The organism is Alteromonas sp. ABM1_013, assembly GCF_056160505.1.
This window is the reverse complement of sequence record NZ_JBSWXH010000001.1, coordinates 809512-835081: the sequence shown is the minus strand read 5'-3', so window position 1 is coordinate 835081 and position 25570 is coordinate 809512. Positions and strand designations below refer to the sequence as shown.

The following is a 25570-nucleotide window of genomic DNA, read 5'->3' as shown; positions in this document are numbered from 1 at the left end:
TTACTCCGCTGCGCTAATTGGTAGTTTAACAAGAGCCGCAGGAATGGTGCCGTTAGCCATTTTTACTGCGTCAATAGTTGAAGAAAGGTACTCATCACCTAGCTTCTCCCAAGTGCGGCTTTCATTGTTCCAAACCCATGCGTGCGTTTGGTCAAGAGAAAGAGCTAGTAAAGCTGTACGACCTAGGTTAAAGAAGTCAACAGTTACTTCAGTACCCGCATCATCGATAGTACCTTGGTAAGAATTGATCTTAGTGCCGTACTCAACTTCTACTAGGTAAGCTTCTAGTACCTGACGGAACTGCTCAGAAACAGTAACGTTAGAGTTAGCCATTAGGTCACGAAGACGCTCAACGCGCTGCAGACGCTCTTCCAAACGAATTGGACGGTCTAGCTTGATGAACTGCTCTAAGCTGTCAATCATACGGAACATAAGAGGAACGATGCCCTGCTTAGTTTGTTCGATGCTGTCGATTTGACGCTGTAGAGAGTCGATTCCACGCTGCTGGTCTGCAACAAGGCTAGCGATGTAATCGTTGTAGATTTTAAGGTTTTCTGTCTCATCTACTGTTTGACGATACTCAACAAGTAGTTCTTGAGACTGTTCAAACAACGTGTTGATTTTTTCTTGAGATTTCGCTGCAGCCGCGTGGATTTTCGCTTCTTCTTTATGAAGATCTTCAAGCGTATCTGCAGAGACTGCACTACCTGTTAGTGCGAAAGCACCCATAACAGTAGAAGCAATAAGAGTTCTCTTGCTCATTTTGGACATAGTTCCCAACCAAATTTCTTATTTGAATCCTCGCCGATAAGGAAAATATTCGGGCAAGGGGCGTATAAAACTTTCACAATTTTGTTTCAGGAATGTAGCTCTGACATTAATAGTCAGTACTACGAACGTGTTATATTCACATGGATTGCTCGGTAGAGTCAAGCTAGCAAAGTACTTGCAGCCGAGAAGTGGAGATTAATTGTTCACTCAGCGTCCAATTAATCACCTTTTATGCAATCTGTTTGTTAATAAATTAACCTGAAGGACATAATGCACATTAACATGCACAGCTAGCGGTTAAAAATACAACAAGTTACTGCCTTTTTATAGCACTAATAACTGTGCCTATTAAACCTCTTTTATCGGATATGTCTGAAACACTTATATCAACAAAATCGTTACACATTAATTTACTTTTGAGTAACGTAATTTCTTCGGAATCGCTCGCAGCGTCGATTAAATCCGATAGTCTTACACCATGAGATGCTAATTCTTTATCGTACTCGACAAAAATCTTCTCTTTTTGTGCAATTGAATCTTTCGGATTTAAAACCGTCTTTAAAAGCTTCGGGAAATTTGTATCGTACAATGCTTGTTTATATTCACTGACGAGTTTTCCCACTTTTTCATTTAACTCCAACCGAATAGCTTCTTTATCCTGACTTGGCTTAGAAGATTCGTTTAACGCAGCCACTAATCGCTTTAGTGCCTCTAAAGGGCTACCCTTTTCTTGAAGTGTTTGTATAACTTTAAGAATTTGAAAATTTGGCTCAACAATAGCACTTTCTTTTCGGTGAACCACTACTCTTAATTTCCCACCCGGCCGTAATACCCGACTTACCTCATTTAATGTAAGATCCAAATTGCTGTATTCGATACCAAATTGGGAAACGACAGCTGTCACTTCATTATCTGAAAATGGGAGTGACTCAATATTCTGTTCTTGCAGGAAGGTGATATTAGTGTGTTTAAGACTATCGCCTATTTTTAAGGTTGCGTAATCAACACCGATATATTCGGGTTCGCGGAAATTACCTATATTTACGGCAAGATCGATAAGCGCGCCATTGCCTGTTGCAAGGTCTACGACTCTACCACCTTGAACGTTTGTCTCATCAAAAAACCTCAGCCATTGTTCAGCAAGCTCGCCTTCATAATTTTGACTTGTTGAATCGGCAAACGAATTAACGTGACCTTGCTGCCAGTATTCACTCCAATAACTACTCATGAGAAGTACTCTTTAATCATATTAAAGACAGGATAAAGCTAATTTTCTTCCACCAAAATAAAAAAAGGCCGATTGCTCGGCCTTTTTTAAACTAGATTCTATGCTTAGAAGCTAACTTGGTAGTTAAGACGGTAGTCACGACCAAAGTTGTTGTACAGGTCTTGGTTATCCCATGTACCGCTTGATGAGAATACTGGATCTTCATCAGTTACGTTGTTAACAGCTAGCGTGATTGAACCGTAGTCAGCCATATCGAACGTATAAGTTACGTTATGGATTAACCAGCTATCAAGCTTACCGTTGATGTCGTATGGACCTACGATAGTGTTGCCGTCCGCATCTACAGGCGCTGTCTGGAACTCAGACGTGCTGTCTGTGTAAGTCATGTTCCAAGCAAGTGTATGCTCTTCAAAGCTCCAAACTGCAGTTGCAACTGACTTAAAGTCTGGGCTACCAGACCAACCAGCAATATCCTGAACGATGCCACCAACTTCCTGATCGTAAGAAAGTACAAAAGAGTTAACATTCTGGAAGCGGAAGTTACCGAATTCAGTTTCTAGGTTCGCATTAAGGGTGAAATCGATACCTTCAATTTCAAAACCTGCACCGTTGAAGTATGAAGTACCAGCTTCAACTAGAACACCAGATGCTGCACGCTTAAGGTAGAAAGTCTCGTCTGAGGTGTCTGTATCTACAGAAACCGCAGTGATTAGACCTGCAGCTTCGTCAGAAAGTAGATTCTGAAGCGTTTTCGCTTGAATTACGTTGTCAATCGATAGATTGAAGTAGTCAAGTTTAACACTAACGTTATCGTTCACGTCATATGCAACACCAAAGTTTAGGTAATCAGACGTTTCAGCATCTAGGTCAGCGTTAGCTGTGTAATAAGTGTCGTACTGACGCTCAACAGTTGAACCGTTGTTATAGTCAATCGCATCTTCTGCAGAGAACGTACGAGCAGCGTTTAGAAGGTCAAGACCTGGTGCACGGAAAGACTCAGAGTATGAACCACGAAGTACTAGGCCATCAGCAACTTCCCAACGAGCAGACACTGCTGGTGACAGCTTGCTACCGAAGTCAGAGTAGTCATCGTAACGCGCTTTAATGTTTACTTCTACAGTATCAGATACTGGAAGAACAGATTCGAAGAAGATTGCTGTTACGTCACGGTCACCTTGAGATGAGTTACCTGCAGAACCACCGATTAGACCAGCTTCAGACTGACCGTCATAGATGTCAGCATAAGTTTGTTCAAAGAACTCAGCACCGAAGTAGTGAGCAACCATACCACCAGGTAGTTCGAACATGTCGAAACCGATACCCGCGTAGTATTGGTGGAAGCGTGAGCTAGACTCTTGAAGGGTTGTTGCTTTCATGTTTGCAACACCTTCGTCTGAACCTAGGTCGATACCGTTTTGTTCGTTATATGCAAGGCCTGAGTAAGAAAGGTAGTACTGACCAACTGATTTGTTATCAGCCATGTTAAAGTGGTAGTAAACTTCCCACTCAGCATTGTTCCAGTCTAGCATGCCGCGAAGACCAGTTGTGTAGTCTTGGTTGTAGTCGTCTACGTTACCGTCACGAGTACCGATACCAACCCAGCGGAATAGACCGTATGCACCGTCAACACCGTAAGGGTTGTGAGGGTTGTCAGCATCCATGTCAGTCCATGCAGCAGCAGGTGGAGCGTAACGACCAAATGATGAGTTTTGAACAACCATTGCTTGACCAAACCACTCAACATCTTCCATTACTTCGTAATCAGCACTTACATATAGTGTATTACGGTCAATTGATGCAGTGTTGTAAGATACGTTAGCGTACGCATACATACAGTACTCAGAACCTTCGCCCCAATCTTCATCAGCGTCTACACGGCGGAATGTATCTTCACCGTACTCAGAGATTAGGCTATCACAAAGAGGTGAAGCTTGAGCTTCTGCGAAGTCTGGAGACAATACAGTAGCACCGAAGTAAGACCAACCTACAGTATCAGCAGTGTATGCTTGGATATCGCCGTCGCCGTCGAAATCACCAATTTTTGCTTTGGTGTAATCACGGTCTGCATCAGAAATACCTTCACGACGCTGGTGATCGAACGAGAATGTTACGTTACCTTTGTCGTTAGAAATACCACCAACTACTGAGAACTCAGCAGAAGTTGTACCTTCGTCCTGCTCACGCATACCTGCGCCGATATTGAAAGTCAGGCCTTCGAAGTTGTCTTTAAGAATGATGTTTACAACACCAGCCATTGCGTCAGAACCATAGATTGAAGAAGCACCTTCAGTCATGATATCGATACGCTCAACCGCAGCCATTGGGATAGCGTTAAGGTTTGCAGAAGCACCGCCTAGTGTAGGTGAACCTGGGAAGCGACGACCGTTAAGAAGTACTAGCGTACGACGAGAACCAGCACCGCGAAGGTTGATAGTTGCTTGAGACTGTGCAGAACTACCTGAACGCTCTGAGAACGAGCCGAAAGAGTTCAGTGAGCTTGAGCGAAGCGCGTCAGCAACAGTAAAGTCACCTTCAAGTTTAATATCAGCGGCTGTAATAGATACAACAGGAGCAGCGCCTTCTAGGTCACTACGCTTGATGCGTGAACCTGTTACTTCGATTTTTTCAACAGCAACAGCTTCTTGCTCTTCTTGTGCATTAACAGCACCTGAGAATGAAAAAGCGGACGCAGCACCAAACGCGCACGCTAGCTTGACTGATTTAGCCAGCTTAGAATTTGTAAACATGTATTGTCTCCCTGGACTTGAAAATACGTTTTAGCATTTCAGCATCGTCTTTATAACGATTTATTATTAGTAAGGTTTGGACCTCATAAAGATAATAAACATAAGCTCAATTCAGGGTCAATAAGGATCAGATAAACGGTTCTGAAAAGTTCAATTTTTTTTTCGAGGCCATAAAGAAAGTTGTAACAAAATAGCTACAAAAACGAAATAAAGTCTTTTATTACAATTAGATAAAATGTAAAAAATGCACCCAATTTATTTCTGATTATTTTTCATACCGCCCACCCAAACTGGTTATTATTTAACCTTCATAAGGTTAAATTTCGTACCGAAATTTAAATCCACAAGACAATTGAAAGGACACTTTATTTTTACTTAAAAACTTAAATTCAAATTTATTAGGCTAGACAACCCCAGATACTTCTTTTTACTTGGTCCCTACACGAACAGAAAAATGCTGAAGAAATCATAAGATAAAGTTAATAAATTAAGTTTGCTCATTGCTGTAAATAAAACCCCAAGTATTTACGTACCGCTTCAGGCAATTCAGGCAACGCACTTTTAGGTAATAAAAATGTTGCCATGTTGAAGAAATCTAGAAAGATACGATTGGACTCGGTGGTTTTCTTTAAATAGTGGTGACCAGAAGAGCCGCCCGTCCCTATTTTAGTACCTAGCATGCGCTGGACCATCATTGCATGCCGATAGCGCCATATCGTTAATTGTTCATCTACTTCAGTAAGTGCTGTGATAAGTTGAAAAGGAAGATTGAATATCGGCTCTTCCGAGTATTGCTTAATAAATAAAGCTGAGAGCATGGCCTTATGGCTTAAACGAAACTTATCTTCACCTCGAAGCTTTTCGAATTTAGCTTCATCAAACAGGGCGTCGAAATTTTCCGTAGTGGTTTGGAGGTCTTTAAGCTCCTGACGCTTTTCTGTCTGCGACAACATATCACTAGTAGAAATAGTGCTATGATCATCTTTCAACATCTCGTCGGCAGCATTTTTATAGTATTGCCAAAAATCGAACCCTTCAGTTTTTAAAAGGGGCATGCGAGAAAGCCAATCATCGACCAATTCAAACAAGCTTGGTTTGCTTTCTAAACTTTCGAGCAGTGCTCGGTCCTTGTCAGTAAGCCGGTTATAAAAGCTTTGCTTGTCAAAATCGATCCTAAAGTCACGTTTTAAGCCGAGAGAAATTTCTAAACGTTTGAACTGGATACTCTGAAAGCCCGATGCGGGCACAAGATAATCTCGAAACGACAGAAATTGCTGCGGTGTCATGGTTTCCATAATGGCAATTTGGTCGTTCATAAGTTTTTGAATTTGTATGATTCGCTGCAGTCTGTGTACAACTAACGTTAACTGCTGATCTTTCACCGTTTCTTGGTTAAACGTATCAATAACGGCATTGAGTTCGTGAAGGACCTGTTTAAACCAAAGTTCGTAAACCTGATGTACGACAATGAACAACATCTCTTCGTGGGCCGCATCGCCGTATTTCTCACTTTGCAATTCTTGCGCGCCTAGTACCTTATCTAAATGCAAGTAATCGCCGTAGTAGCAGGGCTCTATATTTTTCTTCATTTTATTATTGCCTTATTACTGATTTGAACCGTGTAATACTAACACTGTCACCTCGACATCCCCAGAATACAAGCTATACATTATAAGGCGACATAGCTGAAGGTAATGTCGTATCGCTGTGGGCGTAAACGAATGTATCCATTACAAGTGTAAAGGCTTTATCTGAGCTAGAGGTTTTAATTAAGCTAAGGGTTTCTTAAAAGCTCAAAGGCTTTCTTGATCTGGGGCTCTTTTAAGCTTAAGGCTACTTGTGTAACGTATTGCTTGCATACTATTCAAAACGCTAAAGCACGATGCTTACAAAAACTATAAGGGGAACGAAGGTGAAACTAGACGACGATATTCACAATTATTACGAGCACTTGGTCTTAGAAAGAATTAGCAAACTTGGTCTTGATACGACCAAAAGCCCCGATTATTTGGCAGATTTGTGCTGTCTTGCGCTCAATCAGGTGCCGCCGCGTTATATTCGATACGAAGTTGATATGGCATTTTACCTGCCGCAAAGTGAACGCAACCAAATGGAAATGAATGTTGAGCACGCGATTAGCAAAGCACTGAAATATTTAGACGAAGCAGATAAAAGTAAGAAAGAAAATACGGAAGAAGGTATAGAAGAAGTAGAATAAGAGGTTTGGGTGGCGGGCCTCCAGCCACATCCCGGCACATGAGTCGTCTGCTGCGGCTGCTCCCTTCCAGGCCTGACCGGGTTCACAGAGTATCATTGCGGGAGGACCAAAAGCCCACCATAGAAAATCGCATTCAAAGCAAAGTCATTCGCCCCTGCCTGAGTGCGGGGCGCATTATGACTATTTGGCCAAGAGTTTTCAACCCTTTATAGAAAATCTCTCTTCTGCAATTACGTTTGCGACACGGTTAGTTGCCGCCCCCTCTTGCTCAGCGCGGGTATAAATTTCTTTCAGCGTTTCGCCAATTTGTTCAATATGTGCGCGTAATGCTTCGTTCGAACTCGATTCCATACGCTGATGGAAGATATCAATAACACCGCCTGCATTGATCACATAATCTGGCGCATACAATATGCCGCGCTGTTGAAGCAGCTCTCCGATGTCTTCACGGGCAAGCTGGTTGTTAGCTGCGCCTGCAATCACTTTAGCTTTAATTGCCGGTAGCGTTTGGTCGTTTATTGCTGCCCCTAATGCACAAGGAGCAAGTACATCCACATCTAAACTTAAAATTTCCTCTGGCGCTACCGCAGTTGCGCCGAACTCACTCACCGCTTTCTCCACGCCTTCAGGATAAATATCTGCCACGTAAAGTTTAGCGCCATGTTCATGTAAATGCTTAGCAAGACGATAGCCAACGTGCCCCATTCCTTGAATGGCCACACTGACCCCATCCAAGCTGCGCTTCAAACCATATTCTACGGTAGCCTTTAAACCTACGAAAACGCCATACGCCGTGGATGGTGCTGGGTTTCCATCAGGAACTTCACCCGCATAGTGATACTGTGCTTTGACCCCCGCTATGTAATCAGACTCAGTTGCCATGGTTTGTAAATCTGTTACCGAAATACCCGAGTCTTCAGCGGTGAAGTATTTTCCACCCAGTGACTCGACAAATTTACCCATCGCTTTCATCATTTCCGGCGATTTTGCTTTTCGAGGGTCACCGATTATTACCGACTTGCCACCGCCAAGTTCTAAATTTGCCATTGCAGCTTTATATGTCATCCCTTTAGATAGTCTCAATACGTCAGTCAACGCCTCACCACTGTTAACATAGGGCCACATCCTACAGCCGCCAAGGGCTGGGCCGAGGTTAGTGTTGTGTACAGCAATAATGGCACTCAGGCCCGCTTTTTCGTCGTGATAAAACGCAACGTGTTCGTGTTTATCGAACTCTGGGTGATCAAAAACTGACATATTTTCCCTATTAATACTGTGATGAATTAAAACTTATCCAAGTCTGAGCTGTCACGAATTCTAGACGGTGCTCATTTGGAATGATGTGAGAGTCTGATAACAATTTGCGATACACTTATTGGTCTAGCGGCGGTACTGCAAAGATCATCGACATTTTGAAAAGTGTATCTGATAGTTCTGAGGACATGCCTTGCAAAGTTTGTTAATGAATTTTACAAACTGAAACGCAATAGAATTGAATACTATTTTTCTAGGATAGCTATCCTAGAATTTTTTTTGATATATAATAAACATCATAAAGACGACGGAAACAGTGTTAATGAAATTGGATAAGTTTGACCGTGAAATTTTGCGCGTCCTTCAGCAAGACGCCACGGTATCAATGGCAGATTTAAGTCAACGTGTTGGTTTGTCGCATACACCATGTTGGCGTCGCGTAAAGAGAATGGAAGCCGATGGAATCATCCTAGGTAAAGTTACTCTGCTAAACAGTAAGAAGCTTAATTTAGGTGTATCAGTTTTTATCTATGTCACGCTCAAAAACCATGACGGTGACTCGCTGACCGACTTTGAAAATGCGGTTCAAAACATCGATGAAATAGTAGAGTGCCACACCACAAGCGGTGAAAAAGACTATTTGCTGAAAGTGATAGTGGAAAGTATTGAAGAATACGAATTTTTACTTAAAACGAAATTAACCCACCTTCCTCTTGTGGACCACTTAAGTTCAACCTTCGCATTGAAGCAAGTGAAAAACACCACCGAGCTACCAATAAAACGCCAATAGCAAAAAGTTATGGGGTCAGAGTCACGACTCTGACCCCATACCATTCAAACTGCGTCGGTTTGATTCTCAGGTCTCGCCTTTTCAAATGCAGTCAACTCATTACAGTTGTTCGCTATTTTACTAATTAGCGGATAGCGAGTCATATCCACATTAAAGCGCTGTGCGTTGTACACTTGCGGTACTAAACAGATATCAGCAAGGGTAACGTCGAAGTCGAAACAATACTTACCCGCTTGGGTTTGCAGGCGCTTTTCAATTCCATTAAACCCCAATGTGATCCAATGCGCAGCCCACTTAGCCACATCATCCTGAGAGGCCTCAAAATTACCTTTAAGTGCATTTAACACTCGAAGGTTGCCTATGGGTTGAATGTCACAGGCAATATCTTGCGCTAACGCTCTTACTCTAGCACGCTCTGTTAAGTGCTCTGGCACTAGCCTGTGCTCACTCTCGTATCTCTCATCGAGATATTCAATGATAGCTAGCGATTGATTAAGAATGATATCTTCGTCTTCATCAACAAAAGTGGGGACAAGATGTGCGGGGTTCAGCCGTGAATACTCACCGCTATGCTGCTCCCCGCCGTTATTGACAAGATGCACTGGCACATACTCGTACTCAACACCTTTTAAATTAAGTGCAATTCGTGTTCGATACGTGGCGGTTGAACGCCAATAACCGTAAAGCTTGATGCTCATGGTAATACTCCATCAGTCAAACATGCAGCCGAGGAAAACGCTAATTGTTGCTATGCAACAACGCTTTACCTTCTATTATTGATTGGACGAAACACAACGACCAGCTCCACATATAAAAGCCTGTCAGTGAACAAAAAGCCGTTGCCCCTTTCGCCCCTTATCGATGCTTATTCTTTAGCTCAGCGGCTTTACCTGCTGCTCGATAGCACCGAATACTGATTTACCCTCTGTATCTAGCATCTCAATTCGAATACGGTCACCAAACTGCATGAAAGGCGTAGAAGGTTTGCCATCCCGTATCGTTTCAATCATACGTACTTCGGCAATACATGAATAACCTACCCCACCCTCAGAAATAGCCGAACCATAATCTGTACCTTGCTTATTTGACACCGTACCAGAGCCAATAATTGCTCCCGCGCCCAAGTTTCTGCTCTTCGCTGCATGTGCAACTAGCTGACCAAAATCGAAGGTCATGTCTTGACCCGCTTCGGGCTTGCCAAACAATTCTCCGTTATAAGTAGAGCGTAACGGTAGGTGAACTTTACTCTCTTTCCAAGCATCACCTAACTCGTCTGGAGTTACCGCAACTGGCGAGAAGCTAGAAGCAGGTTTAGACTGAAAGAAACCGAACCCTTTTGCTAGTTCACCAGGAATCAAGCCACGGAGGGATACATCGTTAACCAGCATTATAAGGCGGATACGCTCTGACGCTTGTTCTGGTGAACATGCCATTGGCACATCATCGGTAACAACGGCAACTTCGCCTTCAAAATCAATGCCCCAGTCGTCACTTGGCAGGATAATGTCATCAAAAGGCCCAATAAAATCGTCTGAACCACCTTGATACATGAGTGGATCGGTCCAAAAACTTTCGGGCATTTCTGCATTTCGTGCCTTTCTTACCAATTCAACGTGGTTTACGTAAGCACTACCGTCAGCCCATTGATACGCACGTGGTAAAGGAGACTCGCAGCGAGAAGCGTCGAACGGAACGCTTTCACAGGTGTCGTCATTAAGTGCTTGGTATTTCATTTGAAGCTGAGGCGCTATCTCTTTCCAATTATCCAGTGCGTGCTGCATTGTTTTTGCAATGTCCTTTGCACTGCAAGCGCGAGAAAGATCTTTTGACACTACCATCAGGCAGCCATCGCGGGTTTCATTTTTATAGGTCGCTAGTTTCATTGTTCGTTCCTCGACATATCTCTTTTGCTTGGCCCATTTGCCTAAGCTCTCGATTTGTATAATTTGAAATGAGAGTAGTCTTAAAGCGCCAGCAGATTGTAAGCATTATGTGAATACTGTTATGCCACTAGTTGGTACAACTTGAGAAGTGTTTGAGCTACGAAGTTTTGTTTGGCTGTAAGAAAGGGTGTACGCACAAAGTTGTTAATCGGTAACGAAAGGCGCGGATAGTCTGCTCTGCAAGCAATGTAAATTAATCGTAACGGATGCGTAGGGTTACTAGAAAGGTTCAAACCGTATTGCCCTTTGCCATTATGCGTGAACCAAAGGGCAATACTTTTTAGTTTGTTATAGTTTAACAGTCGCTTTGTTGATGCCATACTCTCGCAACTTATTGGCGATGGCAGTGTGGCTCAATCCTAGCTTTTTCGCTAATTGGCGTGTACTTGGATAGGAAGGGTATAAGCGCTTGAGCAGGTCCTTTTCAAACTTCTTCACTTCCTCATCTAGTGTTCCCTCGAAGTTCTCATCTATATAGGTAACACTAGGTGCACAGCTTGGCAGTTGAATATCTTCTTTGGTAATTTCCTTTCCATCTAGCAGTGATAATGCACGGTAAAGGGCATTTTGAAGCTGTCTTACATTACCAGGCCATGGATACTGCTGAAGGAAATCTACGCAAGACTTGCTAAGTTTTGCGGGACGGCGACCCAGTTTAGTACTGTGCTGTACAATAAAAGATTCGGCCAGCGGCACAATGTCCTGCCTTCTGTCTTTTAAAGACGGCATTACTAAGCTCAACACGTTTAGGCGATAATACAGCTCTTTTCTAAATCGCCCCTCTTCCACCAGCTGACCTAAGTCTCGGCACGTAGTACAAATAAATCGCACGTCGACTTTAACCGGTTCCGAGTCTCCCACGCGTCTAAACTCACCGTCCTCTAAAACCCGAAGCAATTTGGCCTGAAGTTGTGAAGACATGTCGGCGATTTCATCAAGTAAAAGCGTACCGCCTTTTGCCTGTTCTAATAGCCCCACCTTAGCGCTTGGCTGGTTAAACGAACCAGCAGCGTAACCAAACAACTCAGTCTCTGCCACACTGTCGGGTAGCGATGCGCAATTGAGTGCTAAAAACGCCCCTTCACTGCGGCGGCTAGACTGATGACATGCTCTGGCAATCATCTCTTTACCCGTACCTGTCTCGCCGAAAATTAAAATAGGTGCGTCTAAATCTGCTATGCGCTTGGCTTCGTGAACCACTCGCTTCATAAAAGGTGACTGAGCAATAAAGCGGTCGAAACTGTCAGTTGGCGATTGATGGAAAGCAGTAAACTGCTGTCCTAGGCGCATTTCCGATTTCAATATAACTACGGCACCTGCCATAATCATATTTTGTTCACCATCTGGTACGGTGATCGGCAGCATATCGGCAAGATAATCCTGCTGAATAAACTTCACTTTTGAAGACTGTGGGCCTGGTGACTTTCCATCCATCCATTTAGTAAAGTTGAACCCCTTAACAATTTCACTAACTTCGGTACCGATGATTTCAGTGCTTGGCATTTCAAGCCCTGCGCTCACCGCTTCGTTACACAATAAAATATTGCCTTTTGCATCTATAGAGAAAACGGGATCAGGTAATGTTCTTAAAATCGCAGAGAGTTGGTTTTTCTCTCGCTCTCCCGGCATGAATAAAGTTGTTTTTACATCATCGATACCGTCGATCCGGCGTATCTGAGGCATAAGATGCTGAAAATCAGCAAACTCAATGTTGGGAAAATTGAGGAAAATTTTACCTGCGGGATCAATTTCAATACCACGCAAATCTATTTCTTTGGTAACTAGGATATCTAAAACATCTTGAGTGATACCTAGACGGTCCTGACAGCTTATTTCTAGACGCATAGGGTGTTATAGCTTTATTGTAAACATATATGTACAGGATATCACACTTTTACAAAAAGATAACAAGATAAATGTTACAGAACTTTAAAATTGCGATAAGCAGCTTAGTTTGAGGCACAAACTACACAAGGACAAAGGACTAACCCCCAGAGACAAAAAAATGCCGCTTCGATGAGCGGCATCCTATATAAAACACATTTAATTAACAATAGCGTTAGCTGGCTTTTTTCTCTTTCGGTGGGAAAAGTGGGGAAAACAACCCTAACGATTTTGCTTTTTCCACTAGTGCCATAATGTCCATTTCTGCTAATTCGAACAAATGGTCGAATTCCGGCAGGATATAATAAAGAGGCTGCATAATATCGATACGATAAGGTGTTCGCAGAGCGTCGATAGCAGTTAGTGGATTGCGTAACGGTGTGTCGCTGTCTAACGCGTAGATAGTTTCGCCTGGTGAGGACAAGATACCCCCGCCATATATTTTTAACTTATCTTTGGCTCGCACTAGTCCGAATTCTACCGTGAACCAATAAAGGCGCGCTAAGTAAACCCGGTCTTCCTTACTGGCCGCTAGGCCCAACTTACCATATGTATGGGTAAAATGAGCAAAAGCTGGATTTGTTAAAAGCGGACAGTGTCCAAATACCTCATGAAAAATATCGGGCTCTTGAAGATAATCAAACTCTTCTCGAGTACGAATAAAAGTAGCGACAGGAAATTGCTTGTTTGCCAGCAACCTAAAAAATTCACCAAAATTTATTAGCGCAGGCACTTCAGCAGTTTGCCACCCCGTTTTCTCCATCAGAACTTTGTTGATGTCTGGCAACTGAGGAATTTCTTTTTCGTTCAATTTCAACAAATCAAGCCCGTCCAAATATTCTTGGCACGCTCTTTCTTTTACCAGTGGAATTTGTCTCGCATACAGCTCTGACCAAATTTGGTTTTCTTCATCAGACCAATGAATAATGCCATTCTCATCAGAATGTCTCGACTGGTATTGCGTTGATTTTGGCATAACTTCTGTAACCAATAGGTGTGAAATAACTTACCTTTTAGTCTAATGAAATTCACGGCGCCGAAAAGTGGATGACCTCATGGCACCTTCATATTTGCTGTAACAGGAATTTTACATAGGCAACTAAAGCGCTTGATTTAGATAATAAAAAACCGCCCATTGCGAGCGGCTTTCTTTTAGATTCTTGTGAGCTGTAAGGCCAGCTATAGACGGCTAATTTCTTTATTTAGCTGATATTCACGAGACGTCACATAGGTTTCCATTTTACGTAGACGAACTTCTGCTTTTTCAAAGCGATTGCGAATATCGTGAAACGCCTGTTTCGGTGGCTCTCCAGCCTGCCAAACTTTGGTCTTCACCTCAACTTTAGGGCTTTTTACCTGTCCAGCGTTTGGATTCGTCCAGCCTTTACCTTTTGAAAAAACCGGTGTTGTAGGCTTATCATCAAGGCCAGCAGGCTTCTTATCTAAAATGAACCAAGCGGCTATGTAGGCGACAAAGATAAACGGACCTGCAAGTAGAAAGAAACCGGTAACGACTAAGATTCTCACTAACCAGGTTTCCAACCCAAAGTATTCGGCTATACCTGAACACACACCTGCAATGCGTGCATTTTCGGGGTTGCGATAGAGCTGCTTACCATTTCTCATGCTCTATTCCTCCACTCTGGCGCCTCACTATCTAGAATGGCCTCTAATGTTTCAATACGCTCACTCATTTTTTCTGCCTTTTCAGCAAGATCTTGTAAAGAGGCGTGCTCCTCAACACTCAATCCTTGATTGACCTGCTTTTTGCTTCGATAGTGTAAAATTAGCCAAATGGGAGCAACAAATATTGAGAACACCACAAGGGGCATAACCAACACTGCAATTGTACCTTCGTCCATCTCAATGTCTCCTACAAACTCTGATGTAACTACCCTCTTCACGGTTTTCCATCAAGAGGGTATACCTTATTTTTATTATTCTGATTTTTCAGTGCTTTTATTTGCACCTTTTACCTTGGCTTTAAGCGCAGCTAGTTCGTCTTCCACTTTGTCGCTGGCTTCTAGCTCTGCAAACTCATCTTGCAGCGTCTTTTTACCCAAATCATAAGCTTCCACCTGTGATTCAAGGTCATCGATTTTACGCTCGTATTGCTCAAAGCGCCCCATTGCATTATCTACTTTCGTACTATCTAGTGTCTTTTTGACTTCTAGACGAGAGCTTGCGGTTTTCTGACGCATAATAATGGCTTTCTGACGGCTCTTAGCATCGGCAAGCTTTTCTTGAAGCTGACCAATTTCATCCTGAAGCTTGCTGATTTGTTCTTCAACAACGGCCAATTCTTTACTTAGCGCTTCTGCAGCTTCTGCAGACTTTTTCTTTTCTTGTAGCGCAGCTCGGGCTAAGTCTTCTCTATCTTTGCTTAACGCTAGTTCTGCTTTTGCTTCCCAATCATTTGCATCGCTTTCATACTTTGCAATTTGATTAGCAATTTCCTTTTTATTGGCTAGCGTCTTTGCAGATGCAGAGCGCACCTCAACCAATGTGTCTTCCATTTCCTGAATGATTAATCTAACCATTTTCTCAGGATCTTCGGCTTTGTCTAAAATCGCATTAATATTCGAATTCACAATATCTGTAAAACGCGAGAAGATACCCATAATAATTACCTCTTGCTAAAAATGGTAAGTGTTAGAAAACACCACACTTGATAAATAGGTTACTCTTGGTATAGGTAGTATTCAATATACTTGCCAACTTTGTTCAGATGCTAACCTATTATTTTCTATACATTTTCCATGCGCTCAAATAATGCTCGTTTATCAATATCTTTTGTTCTACACTATTAATTGGTCGAAATGACTAATTTTTGAGGGATTTAATGAGTAGGTATCGACAGCAAGACAATTTACTTGGCCAAGCAAATAGTTTTCTAGAAGTTTTAGAGCAAATTTCACAGATTGCACCACTAGACAAACCCGTTCTCGTCATTGGCGAACGAGGCACTGGTAAAGAGCTGATTGCTGCGCGCCTGCATTTCTTATCAAAGCGCTGGGATCAAAACTACATTAAGTTGAATTGCGCGGCTCTAAGTGAAAGTTTATTAGAAAGTGAGCTTTTCGGTTACGAAGCTGGTGCCTTTACCGGCGCTTCGAAACGTCGCGAAGGTCGCTTTGAAGTGGCGCACAACGGTACCCTATTCCTTGACGAACTCGCTAACACATCGGGTCTTATTCAGGAAAAGCTACTGCGGGTAGTGGAATATGGCGAATTTGAGCGCGTAGGTGGCAGTAAGTCAGTAAAAACCGATGTACGCCTTATCGCAGCTACCAACGAAGATTTGCCAGCGCTTGCCGATGCCGGTGAATTTCGCGCAGACCTTCTCGATCGTCTTGCTTTTGACGTTATCACCATCCCGCCCCTTCGCGAGCGTCGAGAAGATATCATGATGTTAGCTGAAAACTTCGCTATTAATATGGCCCGTGAAATGGAAATGGAACTGTTTAGCGGCTTCACTGAAAAAGCAAAACGCACTCTGCTTGATTATGATTGGCCTGGTAATATCCGTGAGCTTAAAAATGTGGTCGAACGTGCAGTATACAGAACGAATAACCCCCACCTTCCCGTCCATGAAATAGTGTTAGACCCCTTCGAGTCAGCCTACCGTCCGAAAGGTAGAGTTAAAACAAATGATAGAGTGAGCGCCACAGATTCGCCTAACCATGTTGGGCAGCCAGACACGCCAATGGTAGGTGAACGTGTTGAAAGTGCTGACGTTACACCACTTCCCCCTGCTAAAACGCAGGAAATTGTCGAATATCCCATAGATTTGAAAGAACGCTCTCAACAACATGAGATAGATATGATAAAACAGGCACTTGCTGACAGTCAGTTTAATCAAAAGAAAACCGCTGAAAAATTGAGCCTGACTTATCATCAGCTGCGAGGCTATCTCAAAAAATATAACTTACTAGATTCTTCCGCTGAAAACGTCGAGGCGTAGAGCATGTCCCATGGTTTGGTGAAGCGTTTGTCATTATGTTTATGTACAGCGCTTCTTGTTGCATCCTGTGCTAAACAGAATAAACAAGCGTTTTATAATACGGGTATTATTTATTGTTCTGAAAGCAACCCAGTAACTTTTAATCCGCAGCTTGATACATCGAGCACAACCTCTGATGCATCATCTCACCAACTGTACGATAGACTACTTGATTTCGACCCCGATTCTGGTCGCATTGTGCCGAGTCTTGCTAGTAGCTGGCTAGTTAGTGATGACGGGCTCACCTACGCCTTTCAACTTCGCAAAGATGTTTGGTTTCACACAACGGACTATTTCAAGCCAACACGAAACTTCAACGCAGACGATGTTATTTTTAGCATCAACCGATGGCGTTTGCGCTCGCATCCCTACCATTATGTGTCGGGGGGGCGTTATCCGTATTTTGAAAGTATTGGTCTTGCTCAAAATATTGCGTCGGTTAAGCGAGTAAACGGTTATCGCGTTGAAATTACGCTCAAGCGTCGTGACAGCTCATTTTTGTCTAATTTAGCCACAGACTTCGCCGTTATTCTGTCAGAAGAATATGCCGAACAACTTGCTGAAGCTGGAACACCTAGCAAAATTGATGAACTTCCCGTTGGCACAGGACCGTTTAAATTCAGCAGCTATCGCAAAGACCACTTTATTAAATATTTACGCCATGACAACTATTGGCGCACACAGTCATTTGGAGAAGGTGACAACAGCGATAGCAACATAACATCAGAGCTACAAAGTTTAAGCCAACAAAGAAAGCTAGAAACGCCCTTGGTTGAGCAGCTCATTTTTGACATCACTCCAAGAAGTTCATTACGACTAGCTAAGCTGATGACTGGGGAATGTGATGCAACTGCATTCCCGGCCCAAACGGAACTTGAAGTGATTCGAACAGAGGACGATCTGACATTAGCGGAAAAACCAGGGCTAAATGTAGGCTTTTGGGCCTTTAATACTCAGCGCCCGCCGTTTGATAACCCCGATGTAAGGCGAGCGCTCGCCGCGGCTATTGATAAAAACACCTTATTAGAAGCAGTTTATTTCGACAGTGCAACACGGGCTAAGACCCTGTTGCCTGCGGCTAGCTGGGCATTTCAAAACGATGCCGATGACACAGCTTACAACCCTGTTCTAGCGCGTAAGTTATTGGCCGATGCAGGAATAGCCCCTGGGTTTTCAATGACAATATGGGCCATGCCGGTCGAGCGCGCTTACAACCCCAACGCAACGAAGATGGCCGAACTGATTCAGCGATACCTTCGCGATGTGGGCGTAGATGCAACTATCGTTAGTTACGATTGGGCTACATTTAGACGTCATCTACAAGAAGGTCTGCACGACTCCGTATTAATCGGCTGGTCTGCCGATAACGGCGACCCTGACAACTTTTATCGCCCCTTGTTGAGCTGCGGAGCAATCCCATCTGGAACGAACCGGGCAATGTGGTGCAATGATAGTTATGACAATCTACTTAACGAGGCGCTTCAAACCGATGACATTGACGAGAGAACGGCTATTTACAAGCAAGTAAATAGGCTATTATACGAACGTCTTCCTGTGGTCCCCATTGCACATGCCTATCGCTATCAAGCATATAGAAATGAGTTAGAAGGCATGACTATTAATCCCTTTGGCGGTGTGCGTTTTGGCGGGGTAGAGAAAGCACTGTGATCCAAATTTTCCTTAGATATTGCACATTATTCATATTAACGCTTTTAGTGTTGACGATTATTTCGTTCTCGCTGGCCTACCTTTTTCCAGGCGATACGTTAGAAAACCTGACCGGGCTTGTGCCACAAAATGAGATGCAGCGCGCCGCGTTAGAGAAACAGTTTAAGCTAGACCAGTCCTATATTTTTCAGTTTATTTACTACGTAGGTAATTTGCTGACCGGTGATTGGGGCTATAGTTTCACGTCTGGTCTGCCCTTAAGAGAGGAAGTCGGTATTGCGATGCCAGCTACTATAGAACTGGCAACCTACGCAATGCTAATGGCCTTATTTATTGGCATCCCCTTAGGCTATTACGCCGGCATTCGCTGTTATTCAACGTCTGACCACTTAATAAATAGTGCGAGCATTACTACCTATTCTTTCCCTGTTTTCTGGTTCGCTCTGCTGCTTATTCTGGTATTTAGTTTGGAATTAGACGTGGCCCCATTGTCTGGTCGAATAAGTTTAATTTACGACATAGAGCCAGTAACCGGCTTTATTCTATTTGATGTTTTACTATCGGATATCGAAAACAAATCCTTAGCATTTAAAGATGCACTATCACACTTAGCGCTACCTACATTTGCTATTGGCGCCATAACCACGGCCTCGATGGTACGCATAACTCGGCGCTCAGTTATAGATGTAAAACATCGCCCCTATATTGCTGCAGCCTTGTCGCGCGGGCTTTCTAGTTGGCAAATATTCTTTCGCCATATACTACGTAATGCACTACTTCCCATTTTGCCGCTGATGGCAATTCAGATTACTACGCTTATAACCAATGCAATGATTGTTGAAACCTTGTTTTCATGGCCAGGCATTGGCAACTGGCTAATTCAAGCCATCTATCAACGGGATTACCCTGCTTTACGTATTGGTATGATGGCGGTATCCACGGTAGTAATTACCCTGACGATTCTGGTCGATGTATTAAACCGTATGATTGACCCAAGTAGAGAGAAATACGAGCGTGCCACAGTTTAGTTTGTACGAAGAAGAATTCCATCCCTCCCCTTGGCAACGGACCTGGGCTTCGTTCAAGGCTAGCCACATTTCTATGCTGGGTTTAATTCTGCTAGCGCTATTTGTGGTATGTGCCGTATTCGCCCCTCTTATCACCCCTTATGACGCTGTGGAACAGAACATTGACGGATTGTTGATTCCGCCTAGCTGGTTGGCGAATGGCTCTATTACCCATTTGTTCGGCACAGACGCGTTAGGAAGAGACTTATTTACCCGTATTATTTACGGCTGCAGAACAACGCTGGGCTCGGCCTTCTTAACCGTAGTACTTGCGATGCTAGTTGGTGTAAGTTTAGGTACGCTTGCTGGTATGTTACGCGGGGTTCGCTCAAGTGTTGCGAATCACTTACTCGATGCGCTTATGGCGATCCCTACACTACTGATTGCTATTATCATAGTTGCAATACTTGGTACGGGCTTGGTCAACAGTATGTGGGCTATTACCCTAGCCCTTATTCCTCAATTTGTGCACCACACGCGCAGTTTCGTGCGCGCAGAAATGAAGAAAGACTATATTGTTGCGTCAACGCTTGACGGTGCAAGCAAATGGCAGCTCTTTGTTCACTCTATTCTACCTAATATGACGGAAATGCTTGTGGTTCAAGGAACGCTGGCCCTTTCAATCGCGGTTATAGATATTTCGGCTCTTGGCTTCTTAAACTTGGGCGCACAATCACCGTTACCCGAATTAGGTGTAATTCTCGCCGACGGACTAGACGTTACTTATTTAGCACCTTGGAACGTAGCGGTTCCCGGTATGGCAATATTTTTTGTTGTATTGTCCATCAATATCGTGGGTGACGGCTTGCGTTCTTCACTAAGAAAAAGAGTGAGTCACTAATATGCCGATGCTTGATATCAAAAACCTCACCTTAGAAATGCAGAACGGTGACAGCACTATAAAAGCGTTGGATAAAGTAAATTTGTCAGTGAGTTCAGGCGAGATCCGTGCACTTGTGGGCGAATCGGGTTCTGGTAAGAGTCTTATTGTATCGGCAATCTGTGGAGCGCTGCCAAATCAGTGGAATTTAACCGCCGACCGTATGAGCTGGAATGGAGAAAACCTACTAGGTATGTCGGTTCAACAACGTCGCGAAGTGATGCGTCGTGAAATCGCGGTGGTTTTTCAAAACCCGCAAGCGGCGCTTGACCCGTCGGCCACGCTTGGTGAACAGCTTGAAGAAAGTATTCCTGATGAATTTGTTGAAGGAAGCTGGTTTTGGCAACGTGCGCAGCACAGAAAAAAAATAGCCATAAGCACTGTACACAAAGTGGGGATAAAGCACCACAAGCATTACCTAAGTGCATTCCCTCACCAAATTCCCGCTGATATTGGGCAAAAGTTCATGATAGCAATGGCGCTGGTGTCTCAACCCAAATTACTTATCGCAGATGATCCCACCCGAGGCATGGAGCCCACAACCAAGACGCAGATCCTAAAACTCTTTACGCGTCTTAATCAAACTCGCTCACTATCGATTTTGTTTGTCAGCCATGATTTGCTTGCCATTGCGAGTATGTCACATTCAATGACAGTGCTTTACGCCGGGCAGACTGTGGAATCGGGAAAGATGAAGCACATTAAGAAGCGCCCTCTTCACCCGTACACTAAAGCGCTATTAGACAGTGCGCCAAGCTTCAGAAAAGACTTACCGCCTAAGTCTGCATTACCAACGTTAAGCGGCTCTATACCAACGCTGCAACATTTGCCTATTGGCTGCCGATTAGGGCCACGCTGTCCACGAGCTCAGCGCGCATGTGTACAAACGCCAGCCGTACGAAAAATTCACGATCATAGCTACAGCTGTCATTATCCTCTTCATATGGAGAAGCTGTGATGGATATTTTGCAGGTAAAAGATCTTACGTTTATACATAACGAAAAGAAGCGCTGGTTAAAGCGACCTGAGGTGTTTCAACTCGGCCCGGTGAATATGAACGTTAAACGCGGTGAAACTATTGCCATTATAGGGGAAAACCGTTCGGGTAAATCCCTCCTTGCTAAATTATTAGTTGGCGCCCTACCTGCCGATGCGGGTGAAATTGAAATAAACACTCATAAGTATTTAGCCAAGTACCAGTCGAAAGACGGACAACGCAAGCGTACCCACGATATTCGAATGATTCTGCAACACAGTTCGGAATCGATGAATCCATCGGTTCCAGTAGGCAAAATCCTAGATGAACCCTTGCGTTTAAATACGGGTCTTAGCGAAGCTGAACGCAAACCTATTATCGAAGATATGTTGGTAAAAGTAGGGTTACTTCGCGAGCACTATTACTTTTACCGGCACATGCTTTCTGACGGCCAACAGCAGCGCGTTGCGTTGGCTAGGGCTATAGTACTAAAACCCAAAGTGCTTGTTGCAGATGAACCCTTTGCTGCATTAGACCCTACTATTCGCTCGCAGACGGTGAACCTAATATTGCAACTACAGCAAGAGCTGGGCTTAGCATTTATCTTCATCAGCCATAATTTAGGGATTGTCCGGCATATTGCAGATAGAGTTGTGGTGATGGAAGGCGGCGAAATTGTAGAGGAAGGTAAAACTGAAACTATTTTCAGGTGGCCGCAGCACACCCGCACAAAGAAACTGGTTACCGCTTACCAGTCGCTAGTGCCGCAAAATACAATCCGTTAAAGCGCTGAGGGCAGTAAACTGCCCTCTCAATATCAAAATTGTATTACCCTAGTTAGCCAACCAGTGCTAGCAAAATACCTGCAGCGACCGCACTTCCTAAAACACCGGCTACATTAGGCCCCATTGCATGCATCAACAGGAAGTTATGAGGGTTTGCTTCTAAGCCAACCTTATTCACGACTCGCGCCGCCATAGGCACGGCAGATACACCCGCAGCACCAATGAGCGGGTTTATACTCCCGCCCGATAGCTTACTCATTAACTTAGCCATTAACACGCCAGCAGCGGTTCCTATACCAAATGCAATTGCGCCTAGGCCCAGAATACCCAAGGTTTCCACTGTAAGGAATGCCTCAGCTGATAGCTTAGAACCCACGGCTAAACCGAGGAATATGGTCACGGTATTGATAAGTTCGTTTTGGGCTGTTTTACTTAACCTGTCTACTACGCCACATTCCTTCATCAAATTACCAAAGCAGAACATACCTACGAGCGGCGTAGCGGCTGGTAAAAACAAAATGGTCATAAACAACACGGCGAGCGGAAAGATAATTTTTTCACGCTTTGATACAGGCCGAAGTTGGCCCATTTTAATTTCGCGTTCCTCTTTTGTGGTCAGCGCTTTCATAATGGGCGGCTGGATAATAGGTACCAGTGCCATGTAAGAATAAGCGGCAACCGCAATAGCACCTAGTAAGTCAGGAGCTAAACGTGAAGCAAGGAAGATAGCCGTGGGCCCATCTGCGCCCCCTATAATGGCAATAGCACTTGCATCTTTTAGCGTAAATTCGAAACCAGGAATAAGGTTTAACGCAATAGCGCCAAATAGGGTCGCAAAAATACCGAACTGTGCGGCTGCGCCAAGCAGCAACATTCTAGGGTTTGCAATAAGCGCGCTGAAGTCTGTCATTGCGCCTACTCCCATAAAAATAAGCAATGGGAAGACGCCTGTATCAATGCCAATTTTATAGATGTAGTGCAGTAAGCCACCCGCTTCTGAAAAACCAGCAATTGGAATGTTCGTAAGCAGTGCTCCAAAACCAATGGGTAATAAGAGCAGTGGCTCAAACTTCTTAACAATGGCTAAATAGAGTAAACCGAAGCCTACCGCCATCATGATGAGCTGGCCTGCTTCAAAATGCGCAAGTGCGGTACTATCCCAAAGCACCATTAACTTATCCATGTATTACCCCAATAAGATTAACGGTTGACCGCTAGTTACAGCATCGCCTTCACCCACGGAAATGTCAGTGACCGTACCGGTATACGCCGAACGGATCTCTGTTTCCATTTTCATGGCTTCGAGGATCATCACTACATCACCTTCAGATACACTATCGCCAGTTCGTACTAATACTTTGAATACGTTACCCGCTAGTGGCGCATCAATCGACTGTGACGACGCAGCGGCAGGTGAAGCTGTGCTAACAGTTTGTGGCTGGGGTTGAGACGTATTGGCTGGCGTAACGCTTGTTAGCGTACCTGAGGGTGCCACTTCTACGCGATACACCTTGCCATCTACGTTTACATCATATGATTCAGCCGAGGTTGCACTTTGCGCGTTCGACGCTGTGCTAACTGGTTCTGGCGCAAGGGTATCACTAGCCTCTTGAGCGCCCGGTGCAGGTTCAAACGCATCAGGATTGCCGCGATTTTCGATAAACTTAAGGCCGATCTGGGGAAATAGCGCATAAGTCAGCACATCATCAATTTTGTCATCTGACAGAGAAAGTTGTTTTTTCTCAGCCAGTTCATCTAGCTCTTTGCTCAGCGCATCAAGCTCAGGCGCAATGTTATCAGCAGGCCTGCATGTTACAGGCTCTGCACCATCTAGCACACGCTCTTGCAGTTCCTTGTTTACTGGCGCTGCAGTAGCGCCATACTCGCCTTTAAGTACACCAGCAGTTTCTTTAGTGATACTCTTATAGCGCTCGCCTGTTAGCACATTAAGTACCGACTGCGTACCGACAATTTGCGAGGTGGGCGTTACAAGAGGGATAAACCCAAGATCTTCACGTACCCGAGGGATTTCTTTTAACACCTCTTCAAACTTATCTTCAGCACCCTGCTCTTTTAGCTGACTTTCCATGTTGGTTAGCATGCCACCTGGCACTTGGGCCAGCAGAATACGTGCATCTACACCTTTAAGGCTGCCTTCAAATTTGCTGTATTTCTTTCTGACTTCTCTAAAATAACTCGCAATGTCTTCCAGTTCAGGTAACGCAATACCCGTGTCGCGTTCTGTGCCTTCAACGATTGAGACCATAGTTTCAGTTGCGCTGTGACCGTAGGTCATGCTCATTGATGAGATAGCTGTATCGAGCATATCAATACCGGCATCAATGGCCTTTTGGTAAGTTGCCGTGCTCAACCCTGTTGTGGCGTGGCACTGCATGGCGATAGGCACATCGACGGTCTCTTTTAACCCTGTAATTAATGCTTCGCATTCATAGGGCTTCAAAAGCCCGGCCATGTCTTTTACACAGATAGAATGTACGCCGAGGTCTTCAAGTTGTTTAGCCATATCTAGCCACAGCTCTAGATTATGCACAGGACTTACTGTGTAAGAAATCGTGCCTTGCGCGTGAGCGCCGCTATCTATGGTAGCTTTAATAGCAGTTTTCAAATTTCTGATGTCATTCATGGCATCAAAAATCCTAAATACGTCTACACCGCTTTCGTGGGCGCGCTCTACAAAGCGAGTAACGACATCGTCAGCATAGTGGCGATAACCCAATAAGTTTTGACCACGCAATAACATTTGCTGTTTGGTATTGGGCATGGCTGCCTTTAACTTACGAATGCGCTCCCATGGGTCTTCTCCCAAGTAACGGATACAGGCGTCAAAGGTCGCACCGCCCCAAGATTCAACAGACCAAAAGCCTGCCTTATCTAACTTTTCAGCAATGGGAAGCATGTCCTCAATACGCATACGCGTAGCAAGAAGCGATTGATGGGCATCACGCAGGACCAGCTCGGTAAGGGCCAGAGGCTTAGACATGGTAACTCCTGATATGGATTATTTTTTAGAATTTTGGCGATGGGTATGAATTGCAGCAGAAATAGCAGCGATGACATTACCGTCTATTCCTGGTTGTACCGCTTGATCGTTTCGGCTCAACTTAGCTGAAGTAGCTAAAGGCTCTGATGTTTCACCTGGAAATGCTTCACAAAAACGTGCAATCAAATGAATGCCGACAATAAGCAGTCCCAAGAATGAAAAGACAAATACCATTCCTATGAGCATAAGAGAGCCTGCTTCAATGAGCAAACTAGCGACGGATTCCGAATTCATATTCAATCCTGTTGTTATTTTGTACCTGAATAAGTATCACGAGGTTTTTCAAAACACAACA

General features: G+C 44.0%; 23 protein-coding genes and 1 other RNA gene. 8 read left to right on the top strand and 16 right to left on the bottom strand.

Translation table 11 applies throughout. The features are described 5' to 3' along the window. The 4 genes from ACXAGK_RS03535 to ACXAGK_RS03520 all read right to left on the bottom strand — a co-directional run bounded on the left by ACXAGK_RS03535 (position 1) and on the right by ACXAGK_RS03520 (position 6335). Positions 1–762, bottom strand: a complete 762-nt coding sequence (locus tag ACXAGK_RS03535; protein WP_118489934.1) for a DUF3450 domain-containing protein — start codon at positions 760–762, stop codon at positions 1–3. Positions 763–1084: 322 nt separating this feature from the next. Next, positions 1085–1999 carry a class I SAM-dependent methyltransferase gene (locus ACXAGK_RS03530; protein ID WP_474854123.1) on the bottom strand — a complete coding sequence of 305 codons (915 nt, stop codon included), beginning with the start codon at positions 1997–1999 and terminating at the stop codon, positions 1085–1087. Positions 2000–2103: 104 nt separating this feature from the next. After that, positions 2104–4746, bottom strand: a complete 2643-nt coding sequence (locus ACXAGK_RS03525; protein WP_474854122.1) for a TonB-dependent receptor domain-containing protein — start codon at positions 4744–4746, stop codon at positions 2104–2106. A 497-nt stretch (positions 4747–5243) separates the two neighbouring features. Further along, the gene (locus ACXAGK_RS03520; protein WP_474854120.1) at positions 5244–6335 is read right to left on the bottom strand and encodes a tryptophan 2,3-dioxygenase family protein; all 1092 of its coding nucleotides are present in this window, start codon (positions 6333–6335) and stop codon (positions 5244–5246) included. 323 nt (positions 6336–6658) lie between these two features. Here ACXAGK_RS03520 and ACXAGK_RS03515 point away from each other — a divergent pair, with 323 nt between their 5' ends. Beyond that, positions 6659–6964, top strand: a complete 306-nt coding sequence (locus ACXAGK_RS03515; protein ID WP_179982700.1) for a late competence development ComFB family protein — start codon at positions 6659–6661, stop codon at positions 6962–6964. A 15-nt stretch (positions 6965–6979) separates the two neighbouring features. Here the strand turns inward: ACXAGK_RS03515 and ffs are convergent. After that, an RNA gene (gene ffs, locus ACXAGK_RS03510) (signal recognition particle sRNA small type) lies at positions 6980–7076 on the bottom strand. 86 nt (positions 7077–7162) lie between these two features. Then, positions 7163–8221: a Glu/Leu/Phe/Val dehydrogenase dimerization domain-containing protein gene (locus ACXAGK_RS03505; protein WP_474854119.1), complete on the bottom strand. Its 1059-nt coding sequence runs from the start codon at positions 8219–8221 to the stop codon at positions 7163–7165. A gap of 319 nt (positions 8222–8540) precedes the next feature. Between ACXAGK_RS03505 and ACXAGK_RS03500 the strand changes: the two genes are divergently transcribed. After that, positions 8541–9008 carry an Lrp/AsnC family transcriptional regulator gene (locus ACXAGK_RS03500; RefSeq protein ID WP_014948689.1) on the top strand — a complete coding sequence of 156 codons (468 nt, stop codon included), beginning with the start codon at positions 8541–8543 and terminating at the stop codon, positions 9006–9008. A 44-nt stretch (positions 9009–9052) separates the two neighbouring features. Here ACXAGK_RS03500 and maiA read toward each other — a convergent pair whose 3' ends face one another. From maiA to pspA, 7 genes are all read right to left on the bottom strand, one after another. Next, positions 9053–9706 carry a maleylacetoacetate isomerase gene (gene maiA, locus ACXAGK_RS03495; RefSeq protein ID WP_474854117.1) on the bottom strand — a complete coding sequence of 218 codons (654 nt, stop codon included), beginning with the start codon at positions 9704–9706 and terminating at the stop codon, positions 9053–9055. Between the two features lie 174 nt (positions 9707–9880). Next, positions 9881–10891: a fumarylacetoacetate hydrolase family protein gene (locus tag ACXAGK_RS03490; RefSeq protein ID WP_474854115.1), complete on the bottom strand. Its 1011-nt coding sequence runs from the start codon at positions 10889–10891 to the stop codon at positions 9881–9883. 348 nt (positions 10892–11239) lie between these two features. Further along, positions 11240–12796, bottom strand: a complete 1557-nt coding sequence (gene tyrR / locus ACXAGK_RS03485) for a transcriptional regulator TyrR (protein ID WP_474808129.1) — start codon at positions 12794–12796, stop codon at positions 11240–11242. A 214-nt stretch (positions 12797–13010) separates the two neighbouring features. After that, positions 13011–13811 carry a phenylalanine 4-monooxygenase gene (gene phhA, locus ACXAGK_RS03480; protein WP_474831407.1) on the bottom strand — a complete coding sequence of 267 codons (801 nt, stop codon included), beginning with the start codon at positions 13809–13811 and terminating at the stop codon, positions 13011–13013. A gap of 203 nt (positions 13812–14014) precedes the next feature. Then, positions 14015–14461: an envelope stress response membrane protein PspC gene (pspC, locus tag ACXAGK_RS03475; protein WP_474808132.1), complete on the bottom strand. Its 447-nt coding sequence runs from the start codon at positions 14459–14461 to the stop codon at positions 14015–14017. Then, positions 14458–14697 carry an envelope stress response membrane protein PspB gene (pspB, locus tag ACXAGK_RS03470; protein WP_025254416.1) on the bottom strand — a complete coding sequence of 80 codons (240 nt, stop codon included), beginning with the start codon at positions 14695–14697 and terminating at the stop codon, positions 14458–14460. Before pspB ends, pspC begins: the two co-directional genes overlap by 4 nt. A gap of 75 nt (positions 14698–14772) precedes the next feature. Beyond that, a complete protein-coding gene (pspA, locus tag ACXAGK_RS03465) occupies positions 14773–15456 on the bottom strand; it encodes a phage shock protein PspA (protein ID WP_474808134.1) in 684 nt (227 codons plus the stop codon). A 221-nt stretch (positions 15457–15677) separates the two neighbouring features. On the opposite strand from pspA, the gene pspF reads away from it, so the two are divergent. Genes pspF through ACXAGK_RS03435 form a run of 6 tightly spaced genes read left to right on the top strand, consistent with a single transcriptional unit; the run spans position 15678 to position 22214 of the window. After that, the gene (gene pspF / locus ACXAGK_RS03460; RefSeq protein ID WP_474854113.1) at positions 15678–16799 is read left to right on the top strand and encodes a phage shock protein operon transcriptional activator; all 1122 of its coding nucleotides are present in this window, start codon (positions 15678–15680) and stop codon (positions 16797–16799) included. 3 nt (positions 16800–16802) lie between these two features. Then, positions 16803–18506: an ABC transporter substrate-binding protein gene (locus ACXAGK_RS03455; RefSeq protein WP_474854112.1), complete on the top strand. Its 1704-nt coding sequence runs from the start codon at positions 16803–16805 to the stop codon at positions 18504–18506. Then, positions 18503–19534, top strand: coding sequence for an ABC transporter permease subunit (locus tag ACXAGK_RS03450; protein WP_474854110.1), 1032 nt, complete (start codon positions 18503–18505; stop codon positions 19532–19534). Before ACXAGK_RS03455 ends, ACXAGK_RS03450 begins: the two co-directional genes overlap by 4 nt. Then, entirely contained in the window at positions 19521–20414 is an 894-nt protein-coding gene (locus ACXAGK_RS03445; RefSeq protein WP_474854108.1) for an ABC transporter permease subunit, read from the top strand. Before ACXAGK_RS03450 ends, ACXAGK_RS03445 begins: the two co-directional genes overlap by 14 nt. 1 nt (position 20415) lies before the next feature. Beyond that, positions 20416–21411 (top strand): peptide ABC transporter ATP-binding protein, encoded by a 996-nt coding sequence (locus ACXAGK_RS03440; RefSeq protein ID WP_179982689.1) that lies wholly within the window; start codon positions 20416–20418, stop codon positions 21409–21411. After that, positions 21411–22214 (top strand): ATP-binding cassette domain-containing protein, encoded by an 804-nt coding sequence (locus ACXAGK_RS03435; RefSeq protein WP_474854106.1) that lies wholly within the window; start codon positions 21411–21413, stop codon positions 22212–22214. Before ACXAGK_RS03440 ends, ACXAGK_RS03435 begins: the two co-directional genes overlap by 1 nt. A gap of 52 nt (positions 22215–22266) precedes the next feature. On the opposite strand, the gene ACXAGK_RS03430 is transcribed toward ACXAGK_RS03435, so the two are convergent. The 3 genes from ACXAGK_RS03430 to ACXAGK_RS03420 are packed head-to-tail and all read right to left on the bottom strand — an operon-like array spanning position 22267 to position 25509. Next, a complete protein-coding gene (locus ACXAGK_RS03430) occupies positions 22267–23397 on the bottom strand; it encodes a sodium ion-translocating decarboxylase subunit beta (protein ID WP_214993825.1) in 1131 nt (376 codons plus the stop codon). A 3-nt stretch (positions 23398–23400) separates the two neighbouring features. Further along, a complete protein-coding gene (gene oadA, locus ACXAGK_RS03425; RefSeq protein WP_474854104.1) occupies positions 23401–25215 on the bottom strand; it encodes a sodium-extruding oxaloacetate decarboxylase subunit alpha in 1815 nt (604 codons plus the stop codon). An 18-nt stretch (positions 25216–25233) separates the two neighbouring features. After that, a complete protein-coding gene (locus tag ACXAGK_RS03420; protein WP_474808148.1) occupies positions 25234–25509 on the bottom strand; it encodes an OadG family protein in 276 nt (91 codons plus the stop codon). Positions 25510–25570: the final 61 nt, after the last annotated feature.